General features: G+C 62.1%; 24 protein-coding genes. 5 read left to right on the top strand and 19 right to left on the bottom strand.

Going from position 1 to position 26,866, the window contains the following annotated elements; genetic code table 11:
* Window positions 1–30 precede the first annotated feature (30 nt).
* The 9 genes from HK26_RS05790 to budA all read right to left on the bottom strand — a co-directional run bounded on the left by HK26_RS05790 (window position 31) and on the right by budA (window position 11,416).
* Entirely contained in the window at window positions 31–624 is a 594-nt protein-coding gene (locus HK26_RS05790; RefSeq protein WP_025828249.1) for a LutC/YkgG family protein, read from the bottom strand.
* Window positions 621–2,027 (bottom strand): lactate utilization protein B, encoded by a 1,407-nt coding sequence (locus HK26_RS05785; RefSeq protein WP_086638903.1) that lies wholly within the window; start codon window positions 2,025–2,027, stop codon window positions 621–623. The genes HK26_RS05790 and HK26_RS05785 overlap by 4 nt, the downstream gene beginning before the upstream one ends.
* Window positions 2,024–2,767 carry a (Fe-S)-binding protein gene (locus HK26_RS05780; protein WP_025828246.1) on the bottom strand — a complete coding sequence of 248 codons (744 nt, stop codon included), beginning with the start codon at window positions 2,765–2,767 and terminating at the stop codon, window positions 2,024–2,026. The genes HK26_RS05785 and HK26_RS05780 overlap by 4 nt, the downstream gene beginning before the upstream one ends.
* Before the next feature lie 28 nt (window positions 2,768–2,795).
* Complete coding sequence (locus HK26_RS05775) at window positions 2,796–4,493, bottom strand: thiamine pyrophosphate-binding protein (RefSeq protein ID WP_086638902.1); 1,698 nt, start codon at window positions 4,491–4,493, stop codon at window positions 2,796–2,798.
* Window positions 4,494–4,598: 105 nt separating this feature from the next.
* Window positions 4,599–5,933 carry a glycolate oxidase subunit GlcF gene (gene glcF / locus HK26_RS05770; protein WP_086638901.1) on the bottom strand — a complete coding sequence of 445 codons (1,335 nt, stop codon included), beginning with the start codon at window positions 5,931–5,933 and terminating at the stop codon, window positions 4,599–4,601.
* Window positions 5,934–5,944: 11 nt separating this feature from the next.
* The gene (locus HK26_RS05765; RefSeq protein ID WP_086638900.1) at window positions 5,945–7,153 is read right to left on the bottom strand and encodes an FAD-binding protein; all 1,209 of its coding nucleotides are present in this window, start codon (window positions 7,151–7,153) and stop codon (window positions 5,945–5,947) included.
* A 21-nt stretch (window positions 7,154–7,174) separates the two neighbouring features.
* Entirely contained in the window at window positions 7,175–8,668 is a 1,494-nt protein-coding gene (locus HK26_RS05760; protein ID WP_086638899.1) for an FAD-linked oxidase C-terminal domain-containing protein, read from the bottom strand.
* 182 nt (window positions 8,669–8,850) lie between these two features.
* Entirely contained in the window at window positions 8,851–10,539 is a 1,689-nt protein-coding gene (alsS, locus tag HK26_RS05755) for an acetolactate synthase AlsS (protein WP_086638898.1), read from the bottom strand.
* A 94-nt stretch (window positions 10,540–10,633) separates the two neighbouring features.
* Entirely contained in the window at window positions 10,634–11,416 is a 783-nt protein-coding gene (budA, locus tag HK26_RS05750) for an acetolactate decarboxylase (RefSeq protein ID WP_086638897.1), read from the bottom strand.
* 118 nt (window positions 11,417–11,534) lie between these two features.
* On the opposite strand from budA, the gene HK26_RS05745 reads away from it, so the two are divergent.
* Window positions 11,535–12,467, top strand: coding sequence for a LysR family transcriptional regulator (locus tag HK26_RS05745; RefSeq protein ID WP_025828242.1), 933 nt, complete (start codon window positions 11,535–11,537; stop codon window positions 12,465–12,467).
* 21 nt (window positions 12,468–12,488) lie between these two features.
* Here HK26_RS05745 and HK26_RS05740 read toward each other — a convergent pair whose 3' ends face one another.
* Window positions 12,489–12,950 carry an Lrp/AsnC family transcriptional regulator gene (locus HK26_RS05740; protein ID WP_086638896.1) on the bottom strand — a complete coding sequence of 154 codons (462 nt, stop codon included), beginning with the start codon at window positions 12,948–12,950 and terminating at the stop codon, window positions 12,489–12,491.
* Between the two features lie 328 nt (window positions 12,951–13,278).
* On the opposite strand from HK26_RS05740, the gene HK26_RS05735 reads away from it, so the two are divergent.
* Window positions 13,279–14,763 (top strand): amino acid permease, encoded by a 1,485-nt coding sequence (locus tag HK26_RS05735; protein ID WP_086638895.1) that lies wholly within the window; start codon window positions 13,279–13,281, stop codon window positions 14,761–14,763.
* A gap of 78 nt (window positions 14,764–14,841) precedes the next feature.
* On the opposite strand, the gene HK26_RS13975 is transcribed toward HK26_RS05735, so the two are convergent.
* The 8 genes from HK26_RS13975 to HK26_RS05695 form a co-directional block, all read right to left on the bottom strand.
* The gene (locus HK26_RS13975) at window positions 14,842–15,384 is read right to left on the bottom strand and encodes an RcnB family protein (RefSeq protein ID WP_086638894.1); all 543 of its coding nucleotides are present in this window, start codon (window positions 15,382–15,384) and stop codon (window positions 14,842–14,844) included.
* Window positions 15,385–15,462: 78 nt separating this feature from the next.
* Entirely contained in the window at window positions 15,463–15,927 is a 465-nt protein-coding gene (locus HK26_RS05725) for a 23S rRNA (pseudouridine(1915)-N(3))-methyltransferase RlmH (protein WP_086638893.1), read from the bottom strand.
* A 54-nt stretch (window positions 15,928–15,981) separates the two neighbouring features.
* Complete coding sequence (gene rsfS, locus HK26_RS05720) at window positions 15,982–16,434, bottom strand: ribosome silencing factor (protein ID WP_035373045.1); 453 nt, start codon at window positions 16,432–16,434, stop codon at window positions 15,982–15,984.
* An 86-nt stretch (window positions 16,435–16,520) separates the two neighbouring features.
* On the bottom strand, window positions 16,521–17,198 hold the full coding sequence (locus HK26_RS05715; RefSeq protein ID WP_374188224.1) for a nicotinate-nucleotide adenylyltransferase: 678 nt from the start codon (window positions 17,196–17,198) through the stop codon (window positions 16,521–16,523).
* A gap of 53 nt (window positions 17,199–17,251) precedes the next feature.
* Window positions 17,252–18,565, bottom strand: coding sequence for a glutamate-5-semialdehyde dehydrogenase (locus tag HK26_RS05710; RefSeq protein ID WP_374188221.1), 1,314 nt, complete (start codon window positions 18,563–18,565; stop codon window positions 17,252–17,254).
* A gap of 96 nt (window positions 18,566–18,661) precedes the next feature.
* Entirely contained in the window at window positions 18,662–19,756 is a 1,095-nt protein-coding gene (gene ychF, locus HK26_RS05705) for a redox-regulated ATPase YchF (RefSeq protein ID WP_086638892.1), read from the bottom strand.
* On the bottom strand, window positions 19,756–20,337 hold the full coding sequence (pth, locus tag HK26_RS05700) for an aminoacyl-tRNA hydrolase (RefSeq protein WP_086638891.1): 582 nt from the start codon (window positions 20,335–20,337) through the stop codon (window positions 19,756–19,758). Before pth ends, ychF begins: the two co-directional genes overlap by 1 nt.
* Window positions 20,338–20,434: 97 nt before the next feature.
* Window positions 20,435–21,040 (bottom strand): 50S ribosomal protein L25/general stress protein Ctc, encoded by a 606-nt coding sequence (locus HK26_RS05695; RefSeq protein WP_025827815.1) that lies wholly within the window; start codon window positions 21,038–21,040, stop codon window positions 20,435–20,437.
* A 171-nt stretch (window positions 21,041–21,211) separates the two neighbouring features.
* Between HK26_RS05695 and HK26_RS05690 the strand changes: the two genes are divergently transcribed.
* The 3 genes from HK26_RS05690 (at window position 21,212) to HK26_RS05680 (ending at window position 25,177) form a co-directional block, all read left to right on the top strand.
* Entirely contained in the window at window positions 21,212–22,291 is a 1,080-nt protein-coding gene (locus HK26_RS05690; RefSeq protein WP_086638920.1) for a threonine aldolase family protein, read from the top strand.
* A 152-nt stretch (window positions 22,292–22,443) separates the two neighbouring features.
* A complete protein-coding gene (gene aspS / locus HK26_RS05685; protein WP_086638890.1) occupies window positions 22,444–24,240 on the top strand; it encodes an aspartate--tRNA ligase in 1,797 nt (598 codons plus the stop codon).
* A 73-nt stretch (window positions 24,241–24,313) separates the two neighbouring features.
* Entirely contained in the window at window positions 24,314–25,177 is an 864-nt protein-coding gene (locus HK26_RS05680; RefSeq protein WP_257640873.1) for a cell envelope integrity EipB family protein, read from the top strand.
* A 22-nt stretch (window positions 25,178–25,199) separates the two neighbouring features.
* Here the strand turns inward: HK26_RS05680 and HK26_RS05675 are convergent, their stop codons facing one another.
* Window positions 25,200–26,849: a hypothetical protein gene (locus tag HK26_RS05675; RefSeq protein WP_086638888.1), complete on the bottom strand. Its 1,650-nt coding sequence runs from the start codon at window positions 26,847–26,849 to the stop codon at window positions 25,200–25,202.
* Between the last annotated feature and the right edge of the window lie 17 nt (window positions 26,850–26,866).

Here is a 26,866-nt window from a genome sequence, read left to right as displayed (position 1 = left end):
ATTACCCTGTGGGAGCAGGTCATCTGGCGTTCAGTCTTCCCACCAGACACTGAGTGTGCGCACACCCTGTGCCCCACGGACCAGCACGCCCTGAATATCCGCTGTGGCGGACGGCCCGCTCATGAGCACACCGTAATTGGCGGTATGGAACTCGGGGCGGTCCATATAGGCCGTGTGCATGTTGGCCGTCAGGTTCTTGGCCGAGAGAATGACCACAATATGCTGGGTCAGATGCGCTGCCGAGTTCAGGTCCTTCAACTGGGCCTCGCTCAGGTAGATGGACCCCATTTCCGCAATACCAAAGGGGGAGCGCACCACCAGCACATCCACCGATGCCGCCTGCTGTGGTGTACCCAGCTCCTCTATGCGGATGGTGCCGTCAAAGTCCGGCACAGCGGAGCAGATGATCTTGGAATCGGGGAAGCGGCGGGCAATGGCTGTGGCCAGTGTATCCCCTTCCTGCCGCTCCAGCACCTGCCCACCCAGAAGCTGGAGGCTGTTTTCAAACCGGGCCTGCCCGTTGTCCATATCCCCAAGCCGTGCCACGGGGGGGAGCGGGTGGGCCTTGGGGTCTGGCCGGTTGTCCCGCAGGCGGGTCAGAATGGCGTCGCGCGAGGTGCTCATGCGCCTTCCCCTTCCTTCTTTTTGGTTTTCAGCCGGTTCTGCTTGTACCAGCCATGAAAAGTCTGCTTGACCGGGTGTGGCAGTTCGCGGTGCTTGCCCCACGGGTTAAGCCAGTTATACAGCACAAAGCGCGGCATGGTGCTCAGCGCGACCTCCGTGCCGTTAATGGCCGCACGGTACAGGCTGGGCTGGCCCATAAGCTTGCCGGCCATATACATGACCTCACGCTTTACAAACGGCAGTTCGTGGTGTTCGGCCAGAACCCTGCGCCATTTGTAAAGCTGCTCGTGGATGTTGATCTTGACCGGGCAGACGTTGGTGCAGCTCCCGTTCATGGTCGAGGCAAAGGGCAGCGTGCTGTATTTGCGCTCGTTAAAAGTGGGGTCAATAATTGCACCAATGGGGCCGGAATACACCGCACCATAGGACAGCCCGCCAGAGCGACGGTACACCGGGCAGGTGTTCATACACGCGCCACAGCGGATACATTTGAGCGAGGTCCAGAACTCCTCCATGCCCAAACGGTGCGAACGCCCGTTATCCACCAGCACCACGTGCATTTCGCTCCCCTTCTGCGGGCCACGGAAATGCGTTGTGTACTGCGTAATGGGCGAGCCAAGGGCCGAGCGGGAGAGCATGCGGATAAACACCCCCATGTCCGCCATGCGCGGCACCAGCCGCTCAATGCCGATTGTGGCAATGTGCAGGCCCGGCACGGTAGCACTCAGGTCGGCATTACCCTCGTTGGTGCAGACAACAAAGGAGCCGGTCTCGGCCACCACAAAGTTGCCCCCCGTCATGCCCGCATCGGCGGACAGAATGACCGGGCGTGCGGCCAGTCGCTGCTGCCACGCAAGGGACTGCGCGCTATTGTCGTTGGGGTCGGTGTGGTAGTGCTCGGCAAAAATCTTGGCCACATCGGGGATCAGCTTGTGTACGGCTGGCACCACAATATGGCTGGGCATCTGGTTATCAAGCTGCTGGATGCGCTCGCCAAGGTCGGTCTCCGTCACCACCACGCCGCGGGGTTCCAGATACTCGCGCATGCAGCATTCTTCGGTCACCATGGACTTGCTCTTGATGAGCGATTTGGCGCCGTGCTTTTCCAGAATTTCGCCAACGATGCGGTTATGTTCCGCACCATCCGCCGCCCAGTGGACGTGGATGCCGTTCTTTTTGGCATTGGCCTCAAACTGCTCCAGATATTCGGGCAGGTTGGCCAGCGTGTGCTCCTTGATGGCGGAAGCACGCGCGCGCAGCTCCTGCCACTCGGGCAGAATGTGCATCTGGTCGTCGCGCTTTTGCCGCAGGTCCCACAGCCGCTCGTCATGGAAGTCCATGTGGGCCGTATCTTCAATAAACGCTTCGGCCGCCTTGGCGTGGTTGACAGGTTTGACTTTCATTCCCGAGCTCCATTCAGAATTTCAGCAATATGAATGAAGCGGATGGGAACACCGGCCCGCTCCGCGCACCCCTGCTGATGCATCATGCATGACGTATCGGCCGAAACAATGTATTCCGCCCCGGCCTGATGGTGGTCACGCACCTTGTCCGTACCCATTTTGGCCGACACGGCCTCCTCCGTCACCGAGAAGGTGCCGCCAAAACCGCAGCATTCATCGGGCCTTTTGGGCGTTGCAAAGGAAATGCCCTTAACCTTGTTCAACAAATCCATGGGTTTGGAAAAAAACGGCTCGCCCAGTTCGGACATGCTGGCCGTGCGCAGCGCCCGCAGCGTGCCGCAACTGTTGTGCAGCCCCACCTTGTGCGGAAACTCGGCCCAGGGGAAGTCCTCCACCTTGAGCACGTCATGCAAAAACTCGACCAGTTCAAACGTGTTTTCACGCACGTGGCGCACTTCGTCCGTCTGTTCTATGGCGTCAAAATTGTCACGCACATGGTGTGTGCAACTGCCCGACGGCATGACAATAACGTCGTATTTGGCAAAGTTTTTAACAAACAGGGCTTCTGCCGGAGCCGCATCCTTGTTGCAGCCCGAATTGGCCATGGGCTGGCCACAGCAGGTCTGGTTCATGGGGTATTCCACATCCTGCCCCAGCTTTTCCAGCAGTTCCAGTGTAGCAATCCCCGCGTTTGGATAAAACGCGTCTATATAACAGGGAATAAACAACCCGATTTTCATACGCACCCCCGGTAAAGAGCGAGCCTCCTCAGCTCGCTGCAATCACAATTTCCACTAAAGATGGGCCATCAGTTGCCAAAGCCGCCTCCAGTGCCGGGGCAATGTCGGCTGCCCGCGTCAGTCTGGTGGACGGCACACCCATGGAACGGGCAAGCGCCTGATAGTCTATGCTCGGGTTGACAATATCCATGGCCGGATATGTGCCCTCCCGCGCGGAAATATAATCTTTTTGCTGCCGCATGAAGTTCTTGAGCACATTGTACTCCTGATTATTCATGACCACAAAAGTCACGGGCAGCTTTTCATGCGCCGCAGTCCACAGCGCTTGTGGCGAATACAGCGCGGCCCCATCCCCCACGAGCGAGACCACACGCCCCCGCCCAAGGCCGAGTGACGCCCCAACGGCTGCGGGCATGCCCCAGCCCAACGCCCCACCACGCAGGAAGGAATACTGCGCAGGCCATGCACTTTCCAAAAACAGGCGCACATCGGAGGACGTGGCTATGGCCTCGTCCACAATGGCAATGTCAGGGCCTATGGCACGCACCACCTCCCACGCAGCCACACTGGGGTGGATGACCGCATCCGTCTTGTGGGTCAGCACATCCGCACGGGCCTGCGCCCTGTGCTGCCGCCGCGCCGCAGCCACCTGCGCACCTGCGGCACTATAGGCCTGAGCGTTAGCCTGTGTGGCCCTGCGCAGTGCGGGCAGCAGGGCATGCAGGGACGCCTTGATATCCCCCACGACCGAGAGCGGGGTCCAGAACGTCCGCCCGAGGTCACGCACATCGGACGACATCTGATACACCGCGCAGCTTGGCGGCAGGGCCGGACCTTCGGTGTAGAGGATGGTAATGAGCGATTTGCCACCCAGTGCAAAAATAGCGTCATACGCGCCCAGTTTTTCGGCAATGGCGGTAGCCTGCGTTGGCAGGTTGCCACACCACAGCGGATGCGCGGTGGCAAAGGGAATGCGCGATGGCCAAGAGGACCCAAAAACCGGAGCGCCCAGACATTCGGCCACGGCTGCAACCTCGACCGCGGCATCGGAGCCGTAAACCTCGTCCCCCGCAATAATGGCCAGCCGTCCCGGAGCAATCCCCGCCAGCGCATGTGCAAGTTCGGGCAGCCCCCCCGCTACGGCCTGCCGGTTGATCTGCGATGGCGCGCCAATATCCACCGCACTCAATTCCTCCATCACATCCATGGGGAGCGAGAGGAACACCGGCCCGCTGGGCGCTGCCGTGGAATCGTGAAAAGCGCGGCGCAGCAGCACGGGCAACTGGTCCGCGTGGGCAACCTCCTGCGCCCATTTGACGGCGGGGCGGGCAATCTGCACCAGATCACCAAACAGCAGCGGGTCGGAAATAGTGTGGCGCGAATCCTGCTGCCCTGCTGTCACCACCAGCGGGGTCTGCGCAACACTGGCATTGAGCAGGTTGCCAAGCCCATGCCCCAGCCCGCCCGCCGTGTGCAGGTTGAGAAAACCCGGCCTGCGGGCAGCCTGCGCGTAACCATCGGCCATGGCCACCACGCTGGCCTCCTGCAGACCCAGCACGTAGTGCACGTCCGGCACTTCCAGCAGGGCGTCTATCAGCGGGAGTTCGGTGGTGCCGGGGTTGCCAAAGATGTAATCCACCCCCTCGCTCCGCAACACCTCCAGCAGCACGGCGGCACCACGGCGTACCCGCCCCCCTGCTGCATCCACCCCTGTTATGCCTGACATGCCCTGTGTTCCCCCGCGCTGCTGTTACGCTACCTTGCGTATGCGCAAACCCATTTTACACACCCATACGGGCCGCACGGCTTGCGCGGCCCCGCACCGGGCGCTCTATTCCGCTGCCAGTTTCTGGCCCTGAATGGCGGCGGGTTCCGGCCCCCCTGTAGCCCAGTCCAGCAGTTCCACGGTGTGGACAAACGGTAGCCCCACCTCCCCCGCAAGCTGGGTCATGCAGCCAATGTTACCGCTGGCGGCAATCTGGGCCTGCACGGAGCGGATGTTCTTGAGCTTGCGCGCCTTGAGCTCATTGGCAATGTCGGGCTGGAGCAGGTTGTACGTGCCTGCCGAGCCACAGCACAGGTACCCCTCTGGCACGTCCAGCACACTAAAGCCCGCAGCACGCAGCAGGTCCTTGGGCTGGTTCACAATCCGCTGGCCATGCTGCATGGAGCAGGCGGAGTGGTACACCACACGCAGCCCCGTGGGGATTGTGGGCTTTTGCAACCCGATTTCCACCATAAACTCGGTAATGTCGCGCGCCATGGCAGACACACGCGCAGCCTTGTCCGCCCATGCCGGGTCCAGCCGGAGCGCATGGCCATAAGCCTTGATGGACGTGCCACAACCTGATGTGTTGATGACAATGGCATCCAGCCCGTCCGGGCCATCGGCCTCGCGCAGCCATGCGTCAATATTGGCCTTGACCAGTGGCAGGGCCTGCGCTTCGTCCCCCATATGTTCGGCGGGAGCGCCACAGCAGCCTGACCCTGCGGCCACCACAACCTCCACCCCGTGGCGCTGGAGCAGGCGGATTGTGGCCTCGTTAATGGCGGTGTCCAGCACCGTCTGCACGCAGCCGTTGAGCAGGGCCACACGCTTGCGCGGCTTGACCGCCCGGCCCCCTTCGGGCGCAGGCAAAAAGGTCTGGGGCCGGTCCACGGGGCTTGGGGCTGGCAGGGGTGTTGTGGGCACCATGTCCAGCATGGCGCGCAGGGTGCCAGAGAACAGACTGCGGAAGGGCCGCCCCAGACGCCCGCCAAAAATGGCAAGGCGGAACAGCCGCGCATTGGGGATGAGCCGCACCAGTAGTTCGCGCACGGCACGCTGGAAGAGCGGACGTTTGTAGTGCTCCTCCACATATTCGCGCCCGTGGGCAATGAGCTTGGAATATTCCACGCCGGAAGGGCAAATGGCCTCGCACGCAAGGCAGGTCAGGCAGCGGTCCAGATGTTCGACCGTTCTGGCGTCTGGCACGCCGCCTTTTTCGTACATGTCCTTCATCAGGAAAATACGGCCACGGGGGCTGTCGTTTTCCTCATGCTTTACGGCATAGGTGGGGCAGCGCGACAGGCACACCCCGCAATGCACGCAGTTGCCAATAATGTCTTTGGCCAGTTGCACGTTCGGGTCCGCATCCAGCGCGGCCTGGGGAATATGGCTGAGCATTGGGGCGTCTCCTATGCCTGAACGGTCATGCGGCCGGGGTTGAGAATACCTGCGGGGTCAAAGGCTGCACGGGTGCGTGCTCCAAGGGTTGCAACCCCTGCACTTACGGGTGGGAACGCACCAAAGCGCACAAGCACATCCTGCGGTGCGCGCAGGATGGTCGCACGCGCACCGGCCTGCTCCGCCATTTTGCGGTAACGCAGGGTGTCCACCTCGGGCTGGACACCACGCATGGTGGAGAACACAACGCCCCCCGCCCAGTCCACAAAAAAGCGGTTGATACAGCCTGCACTACGCGCCTGCTCCACAAAAGCAGGCATGGTGGTGGCGGGCAGGTTTACGCGCCAGACCAGCTCGTCCGGGCGGGCGTTCAGGCACTCCAGTTCCCGCACACCGGCCCACAGGGCATGGCTTGCCTCCTGCTCCAGCACCACCATACCCCCACGTGGGGCCAGCAGACCGGCCAGCACCTGCTGGTTGCCCGCAACACCGGGCACGGTCCCTTCCACACGCACCAGCAGCTCGCACGCACCAGCCGCGTTAACCCGGCGGGCCAGCCCGCCAATGCCCAAGGGCAGTGCGCGCATCTGGCCAAACAGGGCCACGTCCTCCGCCAGTGTTGCGGCAGGCAGCACCAGAGTGACTTCCGCCCGGGGGGCGGGCAGCACCTTGATGGTCACACTGGTCAGGGCTGCCAGCGTGCCATTGGCCCCGGTCACCAGCTTGCTGATATCGTAGCCGGTCACGTTCTTCATGGTCCGGCCACCGGCCTTGAACACGTCCCCCTGACCGTTCACACCCTCCACACCCAGCACAAAGTCGCGCACCGCGCCGGTTAAGATCCGGCGCGGGCCGGACAGGGCGGTGGAGACAGCACCACCCAGCGTGCAGCGTGCGCCATCCGTGCCATACAGCCCGGCATAACGTGGCGGCTCAAAGGGAAGATACTGCCCTTTTTGCGCCAGAATCTGCTCCACGCTCTCCAGCGTCACGCCAACACCTGCGCGGATGACAAGGTCATCGGGGTCGTAAAAATCTATCTGGTCCAGCCCGCCCAGTTCCAGCACCTGTGTGGCGGCAACCGGGTTGCCCAGACCGGCGCGGGTGCCATTGCCCCGCACTACCAGCGGTGTGCGGTTGTGGGCCGCGTCCATAAGAATATCCGCAACGTCCTGTGTGGTGGCAGGACGCATGGATGCAGCGGTTTGTGTGTCTGTCATGCTTGCAATGCCCTACCAGAATCAGAAACGCGGAATATCCGCAAAACGCAGGTTGCCGTTATGCACATGCATCCGCCCGAACTCCGCACAGCGGCACAGGGTGGGGAACATCTTGCCCGGATTGAGCAGGTCCTTGGGGTCAAACGCACATTTGACCATCTGCTGCTGCTGCAAATCAATTTCGGTAAACTGGTGGGTCATCAGGTCACGTTTTTCAACGCCTATTCCGTGTTCCCCGCTGAGCACCCCGCCCGCGTCCACGCAGGCGATCAGCACATCGGCCCCAAACTCCTCCGCTTTTTCCAGATCCCCCGGCTTGGCCGCGTCATACATGATGATGGGGTGCAGGTTGCCATCCCCCGCATGGAAGCAGTTGGCATAGTCCAGCCCGTATTTTTTGGACATATCCGCCATCTTGTTCAGCACCTCGGGCAGTTTGTTGCGCGGGATGGTGCCGTCCGTACAGTAATAATCGGGGCAGAGCTTGCCAATGGCCGAGAACGCCAGCTTGCGGCTGCTCCATATGCGCTGGCGTTCCTCCTCCGTGGTGCTGACCTTGAGCTCGATCGCCCCCTGCGCGCGGGCCACATCGCTCACCACCCCCACAAGGGCATCCACCTCGACCGCCGTGCCGTCGAGCTCGCACAGCAGCAGGGCCGCCGTGCGGTCATCAAATTTTTCCTTGATCAGGACGGAGACGGCATCAAGCACCTTGCGGTCCATGAACTCCAGCCCGGCGGGAATAACCCCCACACCAATAATGGCGCCCACGCAGGCGCAGGCCTCCTCCACCGAAGGAAAACTCATGGAGATCACACGCGCCACCTCTGGCACCGGCTCCAGCCGCACGGCAATTTCGGTCACTACGGCCAGCAGCCCTTCCGAGCCGGTCAGCACCCCCATAAGGTCCAGCTCGCCCTCGGCCGCACCAAGGTAGGCACCGCCAAGCTCCACCATCTCCCCGGTCATCAGCACGGCCTGAATGCCCAGAATATGGTTGGCGGTCACGCCGTATTTAAGGCAGTGCACGCCCCCTGCGTTTTCGGCCACGTTGCCACCAATGGTGGAAATAAGCTGGCTGGACGGGTCGGGCATGTAGCACAGCCCAAGATGGCTGACTGCCTCGGTAATTTTGATATTGGGAACACCGGGCTGCACGCGGGCAACGCGGTTGTGCGCATCCACCTCCAGCACGTTACACAGCCGCGAGGTTACAAGCAGCACGCCATCTTCCAGCGGCAACGCCCCGCCAGAGAGCGAAGTGCCCGACCCGCGCGGGACAATCTTGACGCCCCGTTCATTGCAAAAACGCAGAACCGCCTGCACTTCCGCCGCACAGCCGGGCAGCACCACAAGCAGCGGCATGGCCATGTAAGCGGTAATGCCATCACACTGGTATGGCCTGCGCTGCGCATCGTCGGAAATGACCCAGTCTTTCCCCACGATCTGGCGCAGGCCCTGAGCCAGTGCATCACGCTGGCTGATAATGGCCTGATTGGGTTCGGGCATCTGCATTCTTGTTCTCTTTCATACTGCGTTGCCGCGTCATGGAAGAAAAAAGGCAGTGCGCCTGCCTCCTTTGCTCCGTCCGCCAGTGGCGCCGTGTTGTGGTGTTATAACAACATTGTCGCGCTAATGAAACGGATGGAGCGGATGACAGCAATAGAACCTGTTCTGCGTCAAGCGCAGCCCTATGTTCAGGCTGCGGCTGTGGTCTCACCCAACTGTGCGAGTGGCTGCATGAGCAGGTGGTTGTGCGAGTAATCAACCGGCACGGCAATCACCACCGGGCCTTCCACATCCATAGCCTCACGCAGAGCCTGACGCACCCCGTCCTCCGTTGTGGCTGTAATGCCTTTTGCCCCGCAGGCTTCTGCATATTTTGCAAAATCTATCGGGCCAAAATGCACGCCGGAGCCACGGCCGTATTTTTTCTGCTCCTGAATTTCCACCATGTTGTAAGCCTGATCGATCCAGACCATATGGATCAGGTTGCACTTCAGGCGCACCGCAGTCTCAAGCTCCATGCTCGACATCATGAACCCGCCATCGCCAGAAATGGAAACAACTTTTTGCGATGGGTTTACAAGGCTGGCTGCAATACCCCATGGCAGGCCAACCCCCATGGTCTGCTGGCCATTGCTGATCAGCACCTGCCGTGCGCGGAAGGACAGCAGATACCGCGCGAGCCAGATGTGGAATGTCCCCATATCTAGGCACAGCGTCATGTCCGGGGTAACAAACTGCTCCAGTTCACGCACGATCTGGAGCGGGTGCACCGCGGTGTTGCTGCTGCTGCGCGCATTGAGCAGGGCGGAGCTACGGGCCTTTTTATACCCCTCCAGCACGGCCTCCAGCTCTGGCGCACGGGCCAGACCACCCGCCTTGCCCCCCAGAGCAGACAGGCTGAGCCCGATATCGCCAATCAGTTCAATGGCTGGGACAAAGGCATTGTCGAGTTCGGCTGGCACAATGTCGATGTTGATAATCTGGCGTGCGTCGTTCACGTTCCACAGCCACGGGTCATATTCCACCGGGTTGTAGCCCACGGCCACCACCACATCTGCCTCGTGCAGAAGCTGGTCCCCATGCTGGTTGCGGAACAGGCCAATACGCCCGCCAAAGCGGTCCACCAGTTCTTCCGACACCGCCCCCGCAGCCTGATACGTCCCCACCACGGGCACACCGGTCTGCTTGACAAAGGCGCGCACGGCCTCCGCCACATCCGGGCGGCTGGCCAGCATACCCAGCAGCATAACCGGGCGTTTGGCATGCCTGAGCAGTGTGGCGGCCTCGGCCACCACATCAGCCGGAGCGCCCCCCATGCGCGGCGCAAGGCGGTCTGCCAGCACCGGAGCATGAGCGGGCATGGACAGAACATCCATGGGCGTGCTGACAAAGGCCGCACCGGGGCGCCCACTTTCGGCAAAGCGGAAGGCATTGGCCATCACTTCGGAAATGGCGGTGGGGGTGGTCAGCTCCACGCTGTATTTGGTCACGGGGCGGAACAGGCTGACCGTATCCATGGTCTGGTGGGTCAGTTTAAGCCGGTCTGCCAGCTTGACCGCACCGCCAATGGCCAGCACCGGGTCCCCTTCCGAGTTGGCAGTGGCCAGCCCGGTAATAAAGTTGGAAGCACCGGGGCCGGATGTGGCAATGCACACCCCGGCCTTGCCGGTAATGCGGCCAAGACCACCGGCAATAAAAGCAGCGTTCTGCTCATGCCGCGTTACCACGGTCTCGATCGAGGAATCGACCAGCGCGTCAAACAGGCGGTCCACCTTGGCGCCGGGAATACCAAACACATGGGTAATGCCATGTGCTTCCAGATTTTTGACAATAAGCTCCGCACCGCACTGGGCGGTGGTGTCTGCATTTTTGGTCATTGTAGAAAAAACCTCTGGTCAGCCGGGGGCCGGGTTACAAAAACCGCGTGCAAACCCCGTGCAATTCAACAAAACAGGTCAGGGCCGAGAGCGGTTAGCCACCCTCGGCAATACGAATGGCCTCGCTCAGGCTTTCGGGGTTCAGGTTGGCCTGCGCAAACTGTCTGGTGCGCGGCAGCTGCACCTGAAGGTCGGAAATGCTGGCCACTTCCAGCATCCCCTTGATGATCTTGTATTCGGTCACATGCCCGCCGCGTTTGTGATCTTCGGAGAGGAAGTGCAGGTGGTAGCCCGCCACGTTCACGCCCTGCATATACACCGGGGTGCGGAAGCCGATCATGGTGCCGCTGACCGATTCCATGGTGAAGGTCGGCTGTTTTTTCACCACTTCGAGCATATGGGGGTAGGGCTTGCACTGGCAGAACACCGTGCGCGTATCCACCCGCTCGAACAGGCCGGTAAAGCGCACCGCGCCAAACAGGTTGGGGTTGCCCAAAAGCTGGTCCACCAGCTCTTCAAAACTTTCCTTGTCCTTGGGCGTATCGACCATGACATTTTTTTCGGGTTCAAAATATGTCACGCAGGCAAAAGGTGTTTTAAGCGATCCGGGCACTTCTGCCGCCAGCCCTTCCGCACGGAACTGGCGCACCACACCGTCTGTAACAATCATCTCCCCATCAAGGGAGTTAAAGGTGCCAAGGCCAAAGTTGCCGTGCTGGAGCAGCTCATCCAGCGTGGTTTCCCCATCGTATACCGCATCGAGCAGTGCGGCCATGGTGGAGGTCTGGTAAAGGCGGTTGACCGCAGGCTTGCCAACAACCCCGCCCCCAAGGGCGGAGGACCGTAGGTCTATGTCTGCTACCGGCTGCTTTACCATGTTCTACACTCCTTCAAACGCGCACTGGCCCAAATCATCTGACGCAGATGTTATAACGGTCCGAAGCAGTCTTCCAATATATCTTGGCGGTGTTATCCATATCGGATATATATGGGTCATGGACATCCGACACCTGCGCTATTTTGTAACCGTGGCCGAGCATGGCAGCATTACCCGCGCGGCCGAAGCACTGGGCATGGAGCAGCCACCGCTCAGCCAGCAGATCCGCCAGCTTGAAAAAAACCTTGGTGTGGTGCTGTTCGAGCGTTTGACGCGCGGTGTCCGGCTGACCGATATCGGGGCCATGCTGCTCCCACGCGCCAAGACCATTCTGGAGTTGCAGACGCAGTTCCTGTCCACAGCGCAGGGGCTTGCGCGCGGGGAGATGGGGCATATCCGCCTTGGGCTTGCGGGGGCGGTCTCACTCCTGCCGGTTATCCCGTTCACCATCCGCCGGTTCCGGGAAATGGCGCCAGATGTCACCATTTTTCTGGAAGAGAGCAATACGCCCTCGCTGTGCACCGCACTGCATGAACCCAGCGTGGACATTGCCATTGTACGCCCCCCCGTGCCGGACCCCGTGCGGCTCTCGGTTTTTCATCTGCTGGACGAGCCCACGGTTATTGCCCTGCCACGCGGCCACCAGTTGGCGGATACCCCCGTCATCAGTCTGGATATGGTGGCGCAGGACCCGCTGATCATCTTCCCGCGTGAGTTGGGTCCGGGTTTTCATGACGCCATTCTATCGGCCTATCAGGTGGCGGGGGTCACACCGGTTATGGGGCAGCAGGCACCCCAGATTGCGGGCACCATTCCGCTGGTGGCCGCAGGGCTTGGGGTGTCTGTGGTTCCGCGCTCACTCAGCCAGATCCATGCCGGGGGGGTAACCTTCCACACCATAAGCGAGCCTGCGCCACGCGCCACGCTGGCGGTGGCCATACGGGCGGGGCAGAATATGCCGCTGGTTACCCGCTTTGCCAGCGTGCTGCGCACTGCCTGCCGCAAATGGACAAACCGACAGCCCGGACAGGATTTTTTTGATCTGGAATGACCGCGCAGCAGCGCAGGTTGCCTAAAACGCGTATTCCCTTGCATCCGCCACCGCGCGGAGCACAAAAAACGTGCGGGTCTGGCGCACATGGGGCAGCACACTGAGCACATCGGTATGGAAGCGGTCAAAACCCTCCATGTCTGCCACCCGGACTTTTAAAAAATAATCAAAATCCCCGGCAACAAGGTAGCAGTCCAGCACTGCGGGCTGCGCGTCCATGGCCGCCTCAAAGGTGGGAAAGCTCTGGGGGGTGCGTTCAAGCACAACCCCGACCAGCACCACCATGCCAAGGCCCACCCGGCTGGCATCCACCCGTGCCTGCACGGAGGAGATATACCCTTCATCAAACAGCCGCTGCACCCGGCGGTGGCAGGTGGCGGGGCTGACCCGCACCTTGTCCGCCAGGTCCGTATTGTGGATCCGCCCGTTATTCTGCAACAGGCGCAAAATCTGCCGGTCCGTCTTGTCCAGACAGTTTTCCATGAAATGCTGCTCTCCAATTACCCAAATTTATGAAATTTTGTTATTTATTTTTTATTAAATCCGAAAGATTCCATCACAGGATGTCTTGTTTTTAAATTAAAGGCCATCTGCCCCGCACCCGCAATGTTTTATCATCACAACCGGGTGCGCAAGAGCAAAAAAGGGCAGAAGCGCCCTGCACACCCAACAGAACGACAATAAAACCATTTGCTGCACCAGACAGATTTTGTTTAATTTTATACAAGTTACAAAAGGACTTACACGCCCCTGATTTGTTGCATGGCCGGAACCAGCACCCCCGCCAGCACGGAGACAGACCACTTTGAGCATGAACGCACCCCTCCCCTCCGCCACCCCGCCCGAGCAGACAGTGGAAGGCTACAGGCAGGGTCTGGGTAAACGACAGATCCAGATGATTTCGGTCGGGGGGGCCATTGGCACCGGCCTTTTTCTGGGAGCGGGCAGCCGGTTGCAGGCCGTGGGGCCATCGCTTGCCATTGTCTATCTGGTCTGTGGTGTCTTTTCCTTTCTTATGCTGCGCGCTCTGGGCGAGCTGGTCATGTACCGCCCCACCAGCGGCAGCTTTGTCTCCTACGCGCAGGAATTTCTGGGCGACAAGGCCTCTTACGTTGCGGGCGCGCTCTCATTCTTCAGCTGGGCCATGACCGGCATTGTCGATATTACCGCCGTGGCCCTTTACATGCACTTCTGGGGTGTTTTTGCCGTTGTGCCCCAATGGGTCATGGCGTTTATGGCGCTCCTTGTCATTACCGCCATGAATCTGGTGGGCGTCAAATGGTTCGGGGAGATGGAGTTCTGGTTCTCCATCATCAAGGTTGCGGCTCTGCTGGCTTTTCTGGTCGTGGGCACAGCCATTCTGGGCCTGCGTGTGCCGGTGGATGGGCATACCACGGGGCTGGGGCTGATTACCGAGCACGGCGGGCTGTTCCCCCACGGCATGTTACCCGCACTTGTGCTTATTCAGGGCGTTGTGTTCGCCTATTACGGCATAGAGATGATTGGCACCGCCGCTGGCGAGTGCCAGAACGTGCGCGAAGTCCTGCCCTCGGCCATTAACAACGTGATCTGGCGGATTATGATTTTTTATGTCGGCACGGTCACATTGCTGGTCCTGCTGCTGCCGTGGTCGGCCTATCAGGCAGGGGTGAGCCCGTTTGTCACCTTTTTCTCGCGCCTTGGGGTGCCGGGGGTGGATTCGCTCATGAACATGGTGGTGCTGACCGCAGCCCTGTCCAGCCTGAACTCGGGCCTGTATTCCACAGGGCGGGTACTGCGCGCGCTGGCACTCAACGGCACGGCACCGCGCTACCTTGCCCATATGAACAGGCAGGCCGTGCCTGCTGCGGCCATTTTAACAACGGTTGCCATTTATCTGGTGGGAGTGGGGCTGAACTACCTGCTGCCCGCCCAGATTTTTGAAATTGTCCTGAACATGGCCTCCATCGGCATTGTCAGCACATGGTGTTTTATTGTGTTCTGCCAGATCAAACTGCGGCAGGCCATTCGCGCAGGCCGCATTGCCCCAACCGGCTTTGCCATGCCCGGAGCCCCCGTTACAGCCTGGCTGACCATTGCCTTTTTTGTCAGTATTCTGGGGTTGATGCTGTTTGACTACCCAACGGGCACCTACTCCATTATGGCCATTCCGGCACTGGCCGCCCTGCTGTTTGTGGGCTGGAAAGCAGCAAGCCATACTCCGCTCAATGTTGTGCCGCAGACAATTCCCTCGGCTGAACTGACGGATGATGCGAATTTTACCCCCACCAGCCACACAGGCCAGAACACCCCATAACAACCCGGCCCAACACAGCATGACAAACAAAAAAGGGGAGCCCTGTGTGGGCTCCCCTTTTTGCTGTTTCCGCCAGTCTCAGTATCCCGGCGGGGGTGGGTATGGCACGGGCGCTGGCACAACAGGCACCGCCGGGTAAGCCGGGTACGGTGTTGCCACCGGGTAAGGTGCTGCGGCATACGCGCCACCGGCTATCACGTTGGAGATCACGCCGGTTGCAATGGCCGCGAGCAAAAAGCTGCCACCATAATTGATCCAGCGATAACCCGGCGGAGGCGCGTACAAACCACCGTAACCACGCCAGTTATCTACAAAAATACCGCCGCCATCATACCGGTCGCCTGCGCGCCACATGCCGCCATGCGGGCCACCGCCCCCACGCCAGCCACCCGGCCCACCGCGAAAACCACCGCCCCCCGGACCGCCATGAAAACCCCCACCACCGGGGCCACCACGACCGCCACCGGGCCCACCGCCGGGTCCGCCACCACCATGACCGCCCCAGCCGGGACCACCCCCACCGGGGCCGCCGGGGCCACGCTGCGCATGGGCAGCAAGCGGAGCAACCGCCACAAGCAACCCCATAAGGAACGCCATTGAACGCTTTGTCTTGAAGATCATTGTCAATCTCCTTCCTTCCTGCACCATTGAGGCGAGCATGATGTGGCAAAAGTTTGTCTGGGTCATGCCCACGTACGCTCAGGCGCGCTCGGGCCTGCCTGCACGGTGGTACGGGTGGCCTGCCGCAATGGCCTGCGCGCGGTAAACCTGCTCAACCAGCATAATCCGCACCAGCATGTGCGGCCATGTGAGTGTGCCAAAAGACAGGGTTGAATCCGCACGTTGCAGCACCGCGCCATCCAGCCCCTCTGCCCCGCCAATAACAAAGCAGGGGGGGCGGGCATCGGCCTGCCAGCCCGCAAGGGCTGTGGCAAAGGCAACACTGCTGTAGGTGCGCCCGCCCTCATCAAGGGCAACAACATGGCTCTGCGCGGGGCAGGCCGCCAGAATGGCCTGCGCCTCGCGCCGCTTGATCTCGTCCGGGCTGCCGCGCCCGTCGGGCAGTTCCACAATATCCAGCGCAGGGCGCAGGCGTTTGAGGTACCGCTCGACCAGCGCACGCTCGGACTTGTCCTTCATGCGCCCAACCGCCACCAGCCTCATACCCGGCTCCCGTGGCGGCGCAGCGCTGTGGGTTTAAACACAGGACACCAGCACTTACAGACGGGTCACGCCGTCTTCGTTGCTTTCATCCAGTTCCGCGCCCCACATTTTTTCCAGCCCATACAGCGCGCGCGCTTCGGGCTTGAACAGGTGGACCACAATATCCCCCGTATCCAGCAGAACCCAGTCGGACCCGTTGGCCCCTTCAACCAGCACGCGCTTGATGCCAATATCGCGCAGCTTGCGCTCAATGTGCTGGGCCATGGCGGCAATCTGGCGGTCTGCCAGACCCGTGGCAATGACCATCTTGTCCGCAAAGGAGGCGCGACCGGCAAGGTTGATCACAACCAGGTCTTCCGCCTTGTCATCCTCCAGACTGGTGGTGATGAGGGTGAGCGACTGCTCCAGCAGATCGGGGTCCACGCTCTCACGCTTGGTGCGGGTTTTGGGGCCTGCTGCGGCCGCTTTTTTGCGAACGGAGCCGGGGGCCGCAGCCGCTTTGGGCACTGCGGCAGCACGGGGGGAGGCCGCACGGCTGCCACGTGCAGTGGCGGGGCGGGCGCGTGCCGGCGTCTCGGCGGGTGGCTTGGTTGTTATGACCGTTCTCCTGAAACTGAATGCTTTATGGGGGTGATGGGCTGATCCGTGGTGGCGTCAAACCCGCCCCGCTGACGAATGGCTGTTGCAGATATACTGTTTTGTACCCCCGGAAGGAAAGCCCAAGCTGGGGGAGAAAGTGTGGCAAGCCCTGCTGCCTGCCGTGCAGGCACGCGCCAGCGGGCCAGATAATGCGCCGCCAACCCGCCCAAAGCCCGCACATTCTGCCCCGGACGGGGGAAAACCGCCAAAGGCACCTGCCGCACAAGCTGGTGCCAGTGCTTCCACCGTGGCAGGGTGACCAGACCGTCCGCCCCCATCAGCCATACAAAGCGCACATGGGGGAAGCGGGCCTTGAGCCGGGCCAGTGTGTCCACAGTGTAGCGCGTGCCGAGTCGGGCTTCCAGATCGGTCGCGACCACCTTGCGGCCATCGGCCAGACTGCGCGCCGTGGCCAGACGGGTGGCAAAAGACGCCATCTCCCGCCCTGCCTTGAGCGGATTGCCCGGAGAGACCAGAAGCCACACCTGATCAAGCCGCAACTCCAGCAAAGCCCGCCGCGCAATGGCCTGATGCCACCTGTGGGCGGGGTTGAACGACCCCCCCAAAAGACCGATGCGGCTGTGCCGCCCATCCCCCCATGTTGGCACCGGCTGCCCACCGGACCTTGCCACCCCCGCAGGAGCAGCGCTGGCAGGCAGGCCCCGCAGGCGGGTGTGCTGCACGCTCAGGGGCGAACCTGCCCGCTACCAATGACCTCGTACCGGAAGGTGGTCAGCTGTTCCACACCCACCGGCCCACGGGCATGGAAGCGCCCTGTGGCAATGCCAATTTCGGCCCCGAAGCCAAACTCGCCACCATCACAGAACTGGGTGGAGGCATTCCACATGACCACAGCACTGCTCACACCATTCATGAAGCGGATGGCCACGGCCTCATCCGCCGTCACAATGGCCTCGGTGTGGGAGGAGCCAAAGCGGGCAATGTGGTCAAGGGCTTCGTCCACCCCATCCACCACGGCCACGTTCAGCACCGCATCCAGCCACTCGGTGGCAAAGTCCTTCTGTGTTCCCACCGGCAGGTCGGGCATGATCTGGCGGGCAGCGGCATCGGCACGGAAGGTGCAGCCCTGTTCGGCCAGGTCCGCCACAATCTGGGGCAGCAGCACGGAGGCAATGGCCGCATCAATCAGCAGGGTTTCGGTTGCGCCGCAAATGCCCACACGCCGCATTTTGGCGTTGAGCACAATCCGCCGCGCCATGGCATGGTCGGCAGCGGAGTGCACATAGGTGTGGCACAGCCCCTCCGCATGGGCGAGCACGGGCACGCGGGCCTCGCGCTGGACGCGCTCCACAAGGGAGCGACCGCCACGGGGAATAATCAGGTCCACAAGGCCTGCTGCGGTCAGCATGTCCGCCACATGTTTACGGTCTGCATCGGGGGCAATCTGCACCGCATCCTCGGGCAGGCCCGCGTTGCGCAGGCCGGTCTGCATGGCAGCATGGATGGCGCGCGCGCTATGTAGGCTTTCCGAGCCACCACGCAGCAGCACGGCATTACCGGATTTGATGCACAGCCCCGCAGCATCCGCCCCCACATTGGGCCTGCTCTCATAAATAACGCCAATGACGCCAACAGCCGTGGCCACCTTGCGAATACGCAGCCCATTGGGGCGCGACCACTCCTCCAGCACCTGCCCCACGGGGTCGGGCAGGTCGGCAATGTCTTCCAGCCCACGGGCCATGGCCTCCACCCGCTCGGGGGTGAGGGTCAGCCGGTCACGGAACGCCTCGTTTGCGGTGGAAGCGGCAAGGTCGAGCGCATTGGCCTGCAAAATGGCCGGGGCGGATTCGCGCAGCGCACTGGCTGCCGCCCACAGGGCCTTGTCACGCTCGGAGGAGGAACTCTGCGCCAGCGTGCGGGCAGCCAGTCTGGCCTTGTGCGCCAGATCGTGCATGGAGCATGGCGATGGCGCATCCTGCTGGGGGGTGCGTGTCTCCGCCGTGGCCATATGCTGCCGACTGTCTTCCTCCGTATTCATGCTGGCGTCCCTTATCTCCATTGTCCTGTTTTCTTTTTTGCTGTGTGTGGCCCGCCCCGCATGGGCGGACCTGTAAGCGCGCTTTACAGTGCCGTATCAGACGTTAAAGCGGAAGAGCAGAACGTCCCCGTCCTGCACAACGTAGTCCCGCCCTTCAACACGCAGGCGACCGGCTTCCTTGGCGCCTGCTTCCCCGTTATAGCGGACATAATCATCAAATGCGATGGTTTCGCAGGCGATAAAGCCACGCTCGAAATCATTGTGAATAACGGCTGCCGCCTGCGGAGCCTTGGTGCCGACCGTAATGGTCCATGCCCGTGCCTCCTTGGGGCCTACGGTAAAGTAGGTGCTCAGACCCAGCAGCTTGTAGCCAGCCGCAATCACACGGTCCAGACCGCTATCACTCAGACCCAGCCCTTCAAGGAACTCGCGGCGTTCCTCGTTTTCAAGCTGGCTGACCTCAGCCTCAATGGCTGCGGACACGATCACCACCGCGGCTCCTTCGGCTGCGGCCTTGGCCTTCACCTTCTCTGAGAACGCATTGCCGGTGGAGGCCGAGTCCTCGTCCACATTGCACACATACAGCACGGGCTTGCTGGTCATGAGTTGCAGGCGGCGGACAGTCTCCTCCTCCCCGGCGGGGATGGCGGTACGTGCGGGGCGGCCATCACGCAGGGCGGCCAGAATGGGGGTCATGACTTCAATCTGGGCCACGGCCTCCCCATCGCGGTTGCGGGCACGCTTTTCCAGCGCGGGCAGGCGCTTTTCCAGCGAGTCCAGGTCCGCCAGCATCAGCTCGGTTTCAATAATTTCCGCATCACGCACCGGGTCCACGCCACCTTCGACATGGGTGATGTCATCATCCTCAAAGCAGCGCAGGACATGGATAATGGCGTCAACCTCGCGGATGTTGGCCAGAAACTGGTTGCCCAGCCCTTCCCCGCGGGAGGCACCACGCACAAGGCCCGCAATATCCACGAACTCAAGGCTGGTCGGCACTTCGCGCTGGGACTTGCCAATAACGACCAGCTTGTCCAGCCGGGGGTCGGGCACGGCCACACGGCCCACGTTCGGCTCGATCGTGCAGAACGGGTAGTTGGCAGCCTGCGCCGTAGCGGTCGCCGTAAGCGCGTTGAACAGGGTGGACTTGCCCACATTGGGCAGACCAACAATACCGCAGTTAAAACCCATCAGCCCTTGCTCCCTTGTGGCAGTGCAACCTTGGTCATAAACCGGTCGGCATGCCCATCCGCCAGCAGGGGGGCGGCATCGGCCATGCGTGCGAGCATGGGGTCGAGCCAGTCCTGCTGGTCTGTTTGTGTAAAATTACCCAGCACCCAGCCGTGCACCCGCTCCTTGGCGCCGGGGTGGCCTATGCCTATGCGTACGCGCCAGTAGTCTGGTGTGCCCAGCATTCTGTCTGTCGAGCGCAGGCCATTATGGCCCGCAGCCCCACCACCATGCTTGATGCGCAGCCTGCCCGGCTCCAGGTCCAGCTCATCATGGAACAGCGTGATCTGCTCGGGGGCTATTTTGTAAAAAGCGGCCGCTTCCTGCACGCTCTCGCCCGAGCGGTTCATGTAGGTCATGGGCAGCAGCGCGAGCACCTTGTGGTTGCCTACGCGGCCCTCGGCCACCTCCCCCCGGAAGCGGTTGCGCCAGGGTGAAAAACCATATCGGGCGGCAATGGCCTCAACCGCCATAAAGCCGACATTGTGCCGGTGCCGGCGCATGGAGGACTCGGGGTTACCCAGTCCGACCCAGAGCAGCATTGCGGGTTCCGCCTTGTGTCTATCAACAGAAAAGGGGGGCACATGCGCCTGCACGTGCCCCCGCGTTCGATCAGCTCAGGTTTTAGGCCCGCTCCGGTTAGGAAGCAGCCGCACCTTCTGCCGGTGCCGCTTCAACAATCGGTGCGGCAATGGAGGCAACAACAAAGTTGGCTTCGTGGGAGACAGGAGTCGCACCTTCGGTGCCCTGCACGTCGTCCCAACGCACGTTGTCGTTGATGTCGAGCTTGCTCAGGTCAACCGTGAAGAACTCGGGAATGTTTTCCGCGGCCACTTCCACGTCAACCGTGTGACGCACGACGTTGAGCATGCCACCACGCTTGATGCCGGGGGACTTGTCTTCACCCACAAAGTGCACGGCCACTTCAACATGCACGCGCGAGCCAGCGGCCAGACGCAGGAAGTCGATATGGACGGGCGAGTCCTTGACCGGGTGGAGCTGCACGTCACGCACCAGAGCGCGCTCGGTCTTGCCGCCTTCGATCTGGATGTCATACACGCGTGAGCGCCAGCCAGAGGTCTGGATTGCCTTGACAACCAGACGCGGGTCGAGCGCGATCAGCGTGGATTCCTGCTTGCCGCCGTACACAACGCCGGGCACCAGACCTTCACGCCTCGTCGCACGCGCTGCCCCCTTACCAGCCTTCGCGCGCGCAGAAGCTTCAATTGTTGTAATTTTGGACACCTTGACTTCTCCTGAAAAACTTGTGCACGCAAGCCTCCAGGGGTGCCTGCGCGGTGGCTGCGGCCTTACAGCAAAACCCCACCACAAGCAAGGTCTGGCTTGCAGGCCCCATATAATGCGCCCCCTGTTCCGTGCCCTCTTGCGCACCCAACCCCAGCCGGAGAGTTTGCCGTGACCCTTACCCCGCAGGTTGTCCCCAGCCCCCCCGCCACACCGGCCCCCGCGCAACAGTTTGGCAGCGACAATTACGCAGGTATCTGCCCGCAGGCACTCGAAGCCATGACCCGCGCCGCCACCGGCTCCACCCCCGCCTATGGGGATGATGCATGGACCCGCCTTGCCGCACGGGCCGTAGCCGCCCTGTTTGACGCCCCACAGGCACGCGTGTTTTTTGTATTCAATGGCACGGCGGCCAATGCGCTGGTGCTGGCAACGCTCTGCCCGCCGTATTGCAGCATCATCAGCTCCGAAATCGCGCATGTGAACACGTCAGAGCGGGGAGCACCGGAGTTCTTTTCGGGCGGGGCCAAGCTGATTACGCCCCCCACGGAGGATGGCAAGGTCACCCCGGCCAGCATTGCCATGGCCATGCGCCGCACACGCAGTGCTGCCGCCTCCACCCCTGCGGTGGTCAGCATCACCCAGCCGACCGAGAACGGCCTGCTCTACACGGTGGACGAGATCCGGGCCATTGCCAACGCCTGCCATGACAACGGCCTGCGCCTGCACATGGATGGCGCACGCTTTGCCAACGCCGTAGCTGCACTGGAGTGTACCCCTGCCGCCATGACGTGGCAGTCCGGTGTGGACGCGCTGAGTTTTGGCGGCACCAAAAACGGCATGGCCATGGGGGATGCGGTGGTGTTCTTTACCCCACAGCTTGCACAGGGCTTTGCCGAGCGCACCAAGCAGAGCGGGCAGACCGCCTCCAAAATGCGTTTTCTCTCCGCCCCGTGGCTGAGCATGCTCCAGTCCGGCGCATGGCTGGACAACGCCCGCCACGCCAATGCCAGCGCCATGGCCTTTGCACAGGCCATAGAAGGGCTGGAGGAGGTCGAACTCGCATGGCCCGTGCAGAGCAATGCGGTGTTCCTGCTTATGCCGGAGCGCGTGGCCAACGCTCTGCGCGCACGCGGGTGGCGATTCTACACCCTGTTTGGCAGCGTGTACCGCTTTATGTTCGCATGGGACGCGCGGGCGGACTCCATTGCAGCCCTTGCTACGGACCTGCGCCACAGCACGCACGACTGAACAGGCCACAAAAGCCCCCCGGAGCGTAAAACAGGGGGGCAACACCCGCTTCCAGCCTTGACATAAGGCCCCGGCCCCTGCTTCCTCCACCCCAATTGAACTCTGGCAAACCCAGCGCCCGCAGGCCGGGCCAAACAATTTGGGACAAGACCATGCACCCTTACCGCACCCATAGCTGCTCGGCCCTTCGCGCGGGCGATGCTGGCACCACCGCGCGTCTGTCCGGCTGGGTGCACAGCAAGCGCGACCATGGCGGCCTGCTGTTTATTGACCTGCGTGACGAAACGGGCATGACCCAGATTGTCATTCCCGCAGGCTCGGACGTTATGGCCACAGCCGAACCCGTGCGCGTGGAAAGCGTGATTACGGTTACGGGCAATGTGGTCGAACGTGCGGAAGGGACGCGCAACCCCGACCTTGCCACGGGTGATATTGAAGTTCAGGCAAAAGAGTTTGTGGTGCAGTCCCACGCTGCCGTGCTGCCGCTGCAGGTTGCCGGGCAGGAGCATTATTCCGACGAGCTGCGCCTGCGTTACCGCTACATCGACCTGCGGCGCGAGAAGGTGCACGCCAACATCCGCCTGCGCTGCGCCGTTATCGCCAGCATGCGCAAGCGCATGACAGCACTGGATTTTGTGGAGCTGCAAACCCCGATCCTGACCGCCTCCTCCCCCGAAGGAGCGCGGGACTTTCTGGTGCCCTCACGCAACCATCCGGGCAAGTTCTACGCCCTGCCGCAGGCACCGCAGCAGTTCAAGCAGCTTGCCATGGTGGCCGGGTTTGACCGCTACTTCCAGATCGCCCCGTGCTTCCGCGACGAAGCCTCCCGCGCGGACCGCTCCCCCGGTGAGTTCTACCAGCTTGACTTTGAAATGGCTTTTGCCACGCAGGACGAAATTTTTGCGGTGATGGAAGAGGTCATGAGCGGGCTGTTTACCGAGTTCGGCAATGGCCGCACGGTCAGCACCGCACCGTTTGAGCGTATTCCCTACGCCCGCGCCATGCAGGTCTATGGCTCCGACAAGCCCGACCTGCGCAACCCGCTGCTGATTACGGATGTAACGGAAGACTTTGCAGGCTCGGGCTTTGGCCTGTTTGCCCGCATTGCCGCTGATGGGGGAGAAATCCGTGCCATTCCCGCCCCCGGTGCAGGGGACAAGCCCCGCTCGTTCTTTGACAAGCTCAACGCATGGGCGCGTGAGAACGGGGCTGGCGGTCTGGGGTACATCACCTTTAACGCTGAGGGTGGCCAAGGCCCGATTGCCAAGAACCTTGAGGCCGAACGGGCCGAGGCCATCCGCACCAAACTGGGGCTGAAGGCGGGTGACGCCGTGTTCTTTGCCGCAGGCAAGGGGCATGACGTGGCCAAGTTCTCCGGTCTTGTGCGCACCCGCATTGCCGAAGAACTGGACCTGATCGAGAAGAACGCCTTCCGCTTCTGCTGGATCACGGATTTCCCCATGTACGAGCTGAACGAGGAAACCGGGCTTGTGGACTTCTCCCACAACCCGTTCTCCATGCCGCAGGGTGGGCTGGACGCGCTGAACACCAAAGACCCGCTGGATATTCTGGCCTACCAGTACGACATTGTGTGCAACGGGATCGAACTCTCCTCCGGCGCAGTACGTAACCACCTGCCAGAAGTAATGGTGCGTGCGTTTGAAATTGCCGGCTACCCCGAAAGCGAGGTGGAAGCCCGCTTTGGTGGCATGCTCAACGCCTTCCGCTATGGAGCGCCCCCGCATGGTGGCTCCGCCCCCGGTGTGGACCGCATTGTCATGCTGCTGGCCGATGAGCCGAACATCCGCGAAGTCATCCTGTTCCCGCTCAACCAGCAGGGCGAAGACCTGATGATGGGTGCTCCCGCCCCCGTGGCACCGGAGCGGATGAAGGAACTCTCCCTCGCGCTCAACCTGCCCAAGCCCAAACCCGTGGTCAAAAAAGACTGATAACGGCCTTTTAAGCCCATAAACACACATCCGGCCGGTTGCATGACCGCGCCGGATGTTTTCTTTTAGGGGCATGACCTTACGCCCCCCGCGCCCACGGGCCACCATTCTGGCCAATACGCTGGCTACGTCCATGGCCACGGCCACCCTGTTTGTTTTTGCAGTCCCTGCGGCCCACGCACAGGCCAGTGCTGCTGCGGCCCTTGTATCGCAAAGGGCTGTGTATGATCTGGGGCTGGTGGAAGCCGCAGGCGGGCAAACGCTCTCCGCTACAGGGCGCATGAGTTACACCGTGCTCAAAACCTGCCTTGGCTGGTCATCCCACCAGCGACTGGACATCCAGAGCGTCACCCGCCAGCGCGGGGAGGAGCACCTGCTGTCCGATTATGCCGCGCAGGAAAGTCTGGACGGGCAGCACCTGACCTTTAAAAGCCAGGAAACGCGCAACGGCAAGCTGCTCCGCGTTGTTAGCGGGGAGGCAAGCCTTGCCCCCGATGGTTCGGGCGTTGTGCAGTACCGCCAGCCTTTGGCCAAAACCCTGCCCCTGCCCGCTGGCACGTTGTTCCCGGTTGCCCATACCGCCCGTATTCTGGCCACTGCGGCCAGTGGCGGAAAGGAGCTGACCACCCCCTTGTTTGACGGCACCCTGCCTGACGGGCCGGAGGATACCTACGTTACACTGCTCAACTGGTCCCCTCCCCCGGCAGGTAGCCCTTACCTGCCCCTGCAAAAACTGGCGGCTGGGCATGTGCACATCGCTTTTTACGACCGTAACGCCCATACCATGATGCCCGAGTACGAAATGGGCATGCGCTACTTTGCCAACGGGGTATCCGACCAGTTGCATCTGGATTTTGGGGATTATAAAATGCAGGGCACACTCAGCACGCTGGACCTGCCAGCAACCCCAAGCTGCACACAGCCCGCGCCACACTGAGCACAGGCGGGGTAAGGGGGCGCTAGACCTCCATCGCCCCTTCCGTAAACAGCAGGCTCTGCAAATCCATTTTGCTGCGCTGGTTTTTCCTGCGCCACTTCTTTTTATCCGCCCGCCGCCACACACGCGGCACAAACGGGTAAGCACGCGGCAGACAGCCAGAGAGCAGGGCAGCCCAGCTCATAATCAGGATCGGGGTCAGGCCCGTGCTGGACAAAGCCCCCATATAGGGCGAATCCGCCATAAGGTTCTGGGACAACGCCAGCACGGAACTCCCCACCAGCGCGTCCTCCTCCCCGTCTCCACGGCGTAGGGTCGCCGCACTCCAGCCTGCCAGCAGGGGGGCCACCTCCTCTGCCTGCTGGAGCATCTGGTTCAGCAAAGGTTGCTGCACGGCGGCCAGATAGGCGGCATTCCTGCGCAGTGCGGCACGCAGCCCCCCGGCCCCCGGTCCACCGGACAGGTCCAGTTCTTCCGTGCGGCCCATATCCTCCACCTCGCCCGCAAGGGTGGCGCGGACCAGCCGCCCACGCTGCGCTGGCGTGAGTGCGGGCATAAGGGCTGCGGCCAGCAGGGGGTTGAGCAGCGCCTGCGGGATCTGCCCGGCCCCGTCCTCCTCCTCCGTGTCCAAAAGCTGGAGCAGGAGCGTGGCAGCTGCCTTTTGCGCATCGGTCGCGCTCTTGTCTGCAACAAGGGCAGACAAGGCGCGGAACAGTTCGGGCAGAAGGGCATTTGTCAGGGCATTGCCTGCAAGAGGCACCGGAACAGACGCCCCCGCTCCCTGCCCCACGCTTTGCGAAAGCTGGACAATGCCGCCGGGCAGAACAATCTCCTCCCCCAGCGTTGCGCCCATGTTCTGCAAGGCTGTAGCCATGGCCGCCCTGCCATCCAGCACCGCACTCCTGGCCAGCCCATACAGGCCCGAGGTCGTCACAACCGCACCACCCGCCACCCCGGACGGCAGGACCTCGGCCTGAAGCAGCGGCAGGCTGGCCACCATGCCGCTGGTCCACGCGCTGGCGGACTGGCCCGCCATGGCGGTGAGCATCCGCACAAGCTGGCTGGCCATGGCTTTTTGCACATCTGTTGCCAAGGGGTCGGCCAGCACCGTCTCTACCGCCTGCATGACATCGGCAACCAACGTGCTGACCCCCGCCCCGGACGCAACACTGCCCGAGGCCAGCCCGGATGCCCCCCCCTGCGCCGTACCGTGCGCAACATTCTGTGCTGTATTCTGTGCTGTCTCTGCGGGTGCGGCCTGTGCGCCACTGGCGGATGTGGCCGTACTGCCCCCCTGTATGGTGGCCGCCCGCCCCACCACATCCAGCAGGGTGCTACCATCCAGCAGGCTTTGCGCCCCTGCGGACAGGCTCAGCATAACCCCGGCCTGCTGGGCCTGTGCCTGCGCCAGTGCGGTGCGCGCGCTCTGCACCAGTGTGGTGGCCGAGGGCAACCCCACCTGAGCGGAGGCACCAGCCTGCGCACCGGACTGCGCAGCAGACTGGGCACTACCCTCCGCCGCACCAGCCCCCTGCATACCCAGACCCGCCCACGGCCCCGGGCCGGACAGACCGCCCGCTCCTGTTGTTGTCATGGCCCGCTCCGTACCATCCCCGCTATGGCGGGGCAGGCTTGTCCACGCCCCGTCCACCGGGGCTTCAACCTGCCACACCCCGCAGGCTCAGGCCA

The organism is Acetobacter okinawensis, assembly GCF_002153655.1.
GTDB classification, from domain to species: Bacteria; Pseudomonadota; Alphaproteobacteria; order Acetobacterales; family Acetobacteraceae; genus Acetobacter; species Acetobacter okinawensis_A.
Note: the sequence above shows the minus strand (reverse complement) of the source record. Positions and strands in the feature narration are given on the sequence as shown.

What these genes read in the sequence shown, in the direction of transcription:
- HK26_RS13975 (WP_086638894.1), bottom strand. Translation starts at nt 15,384, where the DNA reads ATGATCTTCAAGACAAAGCGTTCAATGGCGTTCCTTATGGGGTTGCTT.
- HK26_RS05680 (WP_257640873.1), top strand. Translation starts at nt 24,314, where the DNA reads ATGACCTTACGCCCCCCGCGCCCACGGGCCACCATTCTGGCCAATACG.
- budA (WP_086638897.1), bottom strand. Translation starts at nt 11,416, where the DNA reads ATGGTAAAGCAGCCGGTAGCAGACATAGACCTACGGTCCTCCGCCCTT.
- HK26_RS05785 (WP_086638903.1), bottom strand. Translation starts at nt 2,027, where the DNA reads ATGAAAGTCAAACCTGTCAACCACGCCAAGGCGGCCGAAGCGTTTATT.
- alsS (WP_086638898.1), bottom strand. Translation starts at nt 10,539, where the DNA reads ATGACCAAAAATGCAGACACCACCGCCCAGTGCGGTGCGGAGCTTATT.
- HK26_RS05740 (WP_086638896.1), bottom strand. Translation starts at nt 12,950, where the DNA reads ATGGAAAACTGTCTGGACAAGACGGACCGGCAGATTTTGCGCCTGTTG.
- glcF (WP_086638901.1), bottom strand. Translation starts at nt 5,933, where the DNA reads ATGCTCAGCCATATTCCCCAGGCCGCGCTGGATGCGGACCCGAACGTG.
- HK26_RS05745 (WP_025828242.1), top strand. Translation starts at nt 11,535, where the DNA reads ATGGACATCCGACACCTGCGCTATTTTGTAACCGTGGCCGAGCATGGC.
- HK26_RS05725 (WP_086638893.1), bottom strand. Translation starts at nt 15,927, where the DNA reads ATGAGGCTGGTGGCGGTTGGGCGCATGAAGGACAAGTCCGAGCGTGCG.
- aspS (WP_086638890.1), top strand. Translation starts at nt 22,444, where the DNA reads ATGCACCCTTACCGCACCCATAGCTGCTCGGCCCTTCGCGCGGGCGAT.
- HK26_RS05735 (WP_086638895.1), top strand. Translation starts at nt 13,279, where the DNA reads ATGAACGCACCCCTCCCCTCCGCCACCCCGCCCGAGCAGACAGTGGAA.
- HK26_RS05780 (WP_025828246.1), bottom strand. Translation starts at nt 2,767, where the DNA reads ATGAAAATCGGGTTGTTTATTCCCTGTTATATAGACGCGTTTTATCCA.
- HK26_RS05765 (WP_086638900.1), bottom strand. Translation starts at nt 7,153, where the DNA reads ATGACAGACACACAAACCGCTGCATCCATGCGTCCTGCCACCACACAG.
- HK26_RS05710 (WP_374188221.1), bottom strand. Translation starts at nt 18,565, where the DNA reads ATGAATACGGAGGAAGACAGTCGGCAGCATATGGCCACGGCGGAGACA.
- ychF (WP_086638892.1), bottom strand. Translation starts at nt 19,756, where the DNA reads ATGGGTTTTAACTGCGGTATTGTTGGTCTGCCCAATGTGGGCAAGTCC.
- pth (WP_086638891.1), bottom strand. Translation starts at nt 20,337, where the DNA reads ATGCTGCTCTGGGTCGGACTGGGTAACCCCGAGTCCTCCATGCGCCGG.
- HK26_RS05760 (WP_086638899.1), bottom strand. Translation starts at nt 8,668, where the DNA reads ATGCAGATGCCCGAACCCAATCAGGCCATTATCAGCCAGCGTGATGCA.
- HK26_RS05790 (WP_025828249.1), bottom strand. Translation starts at nt 624, where the DNA reads ATGAGCACCTCGCGCGACGCCATTCTGACCCGCCTGCGGGACAACCGG.
- HK26_RS05775 (WP_086638902.1), bottom strand. Translation starts at nt 4,493, where the DNA reads ATGTCAGGCATAACAGGGGTGGATGCAGCAGGGGGGCGGGTACGCCGT.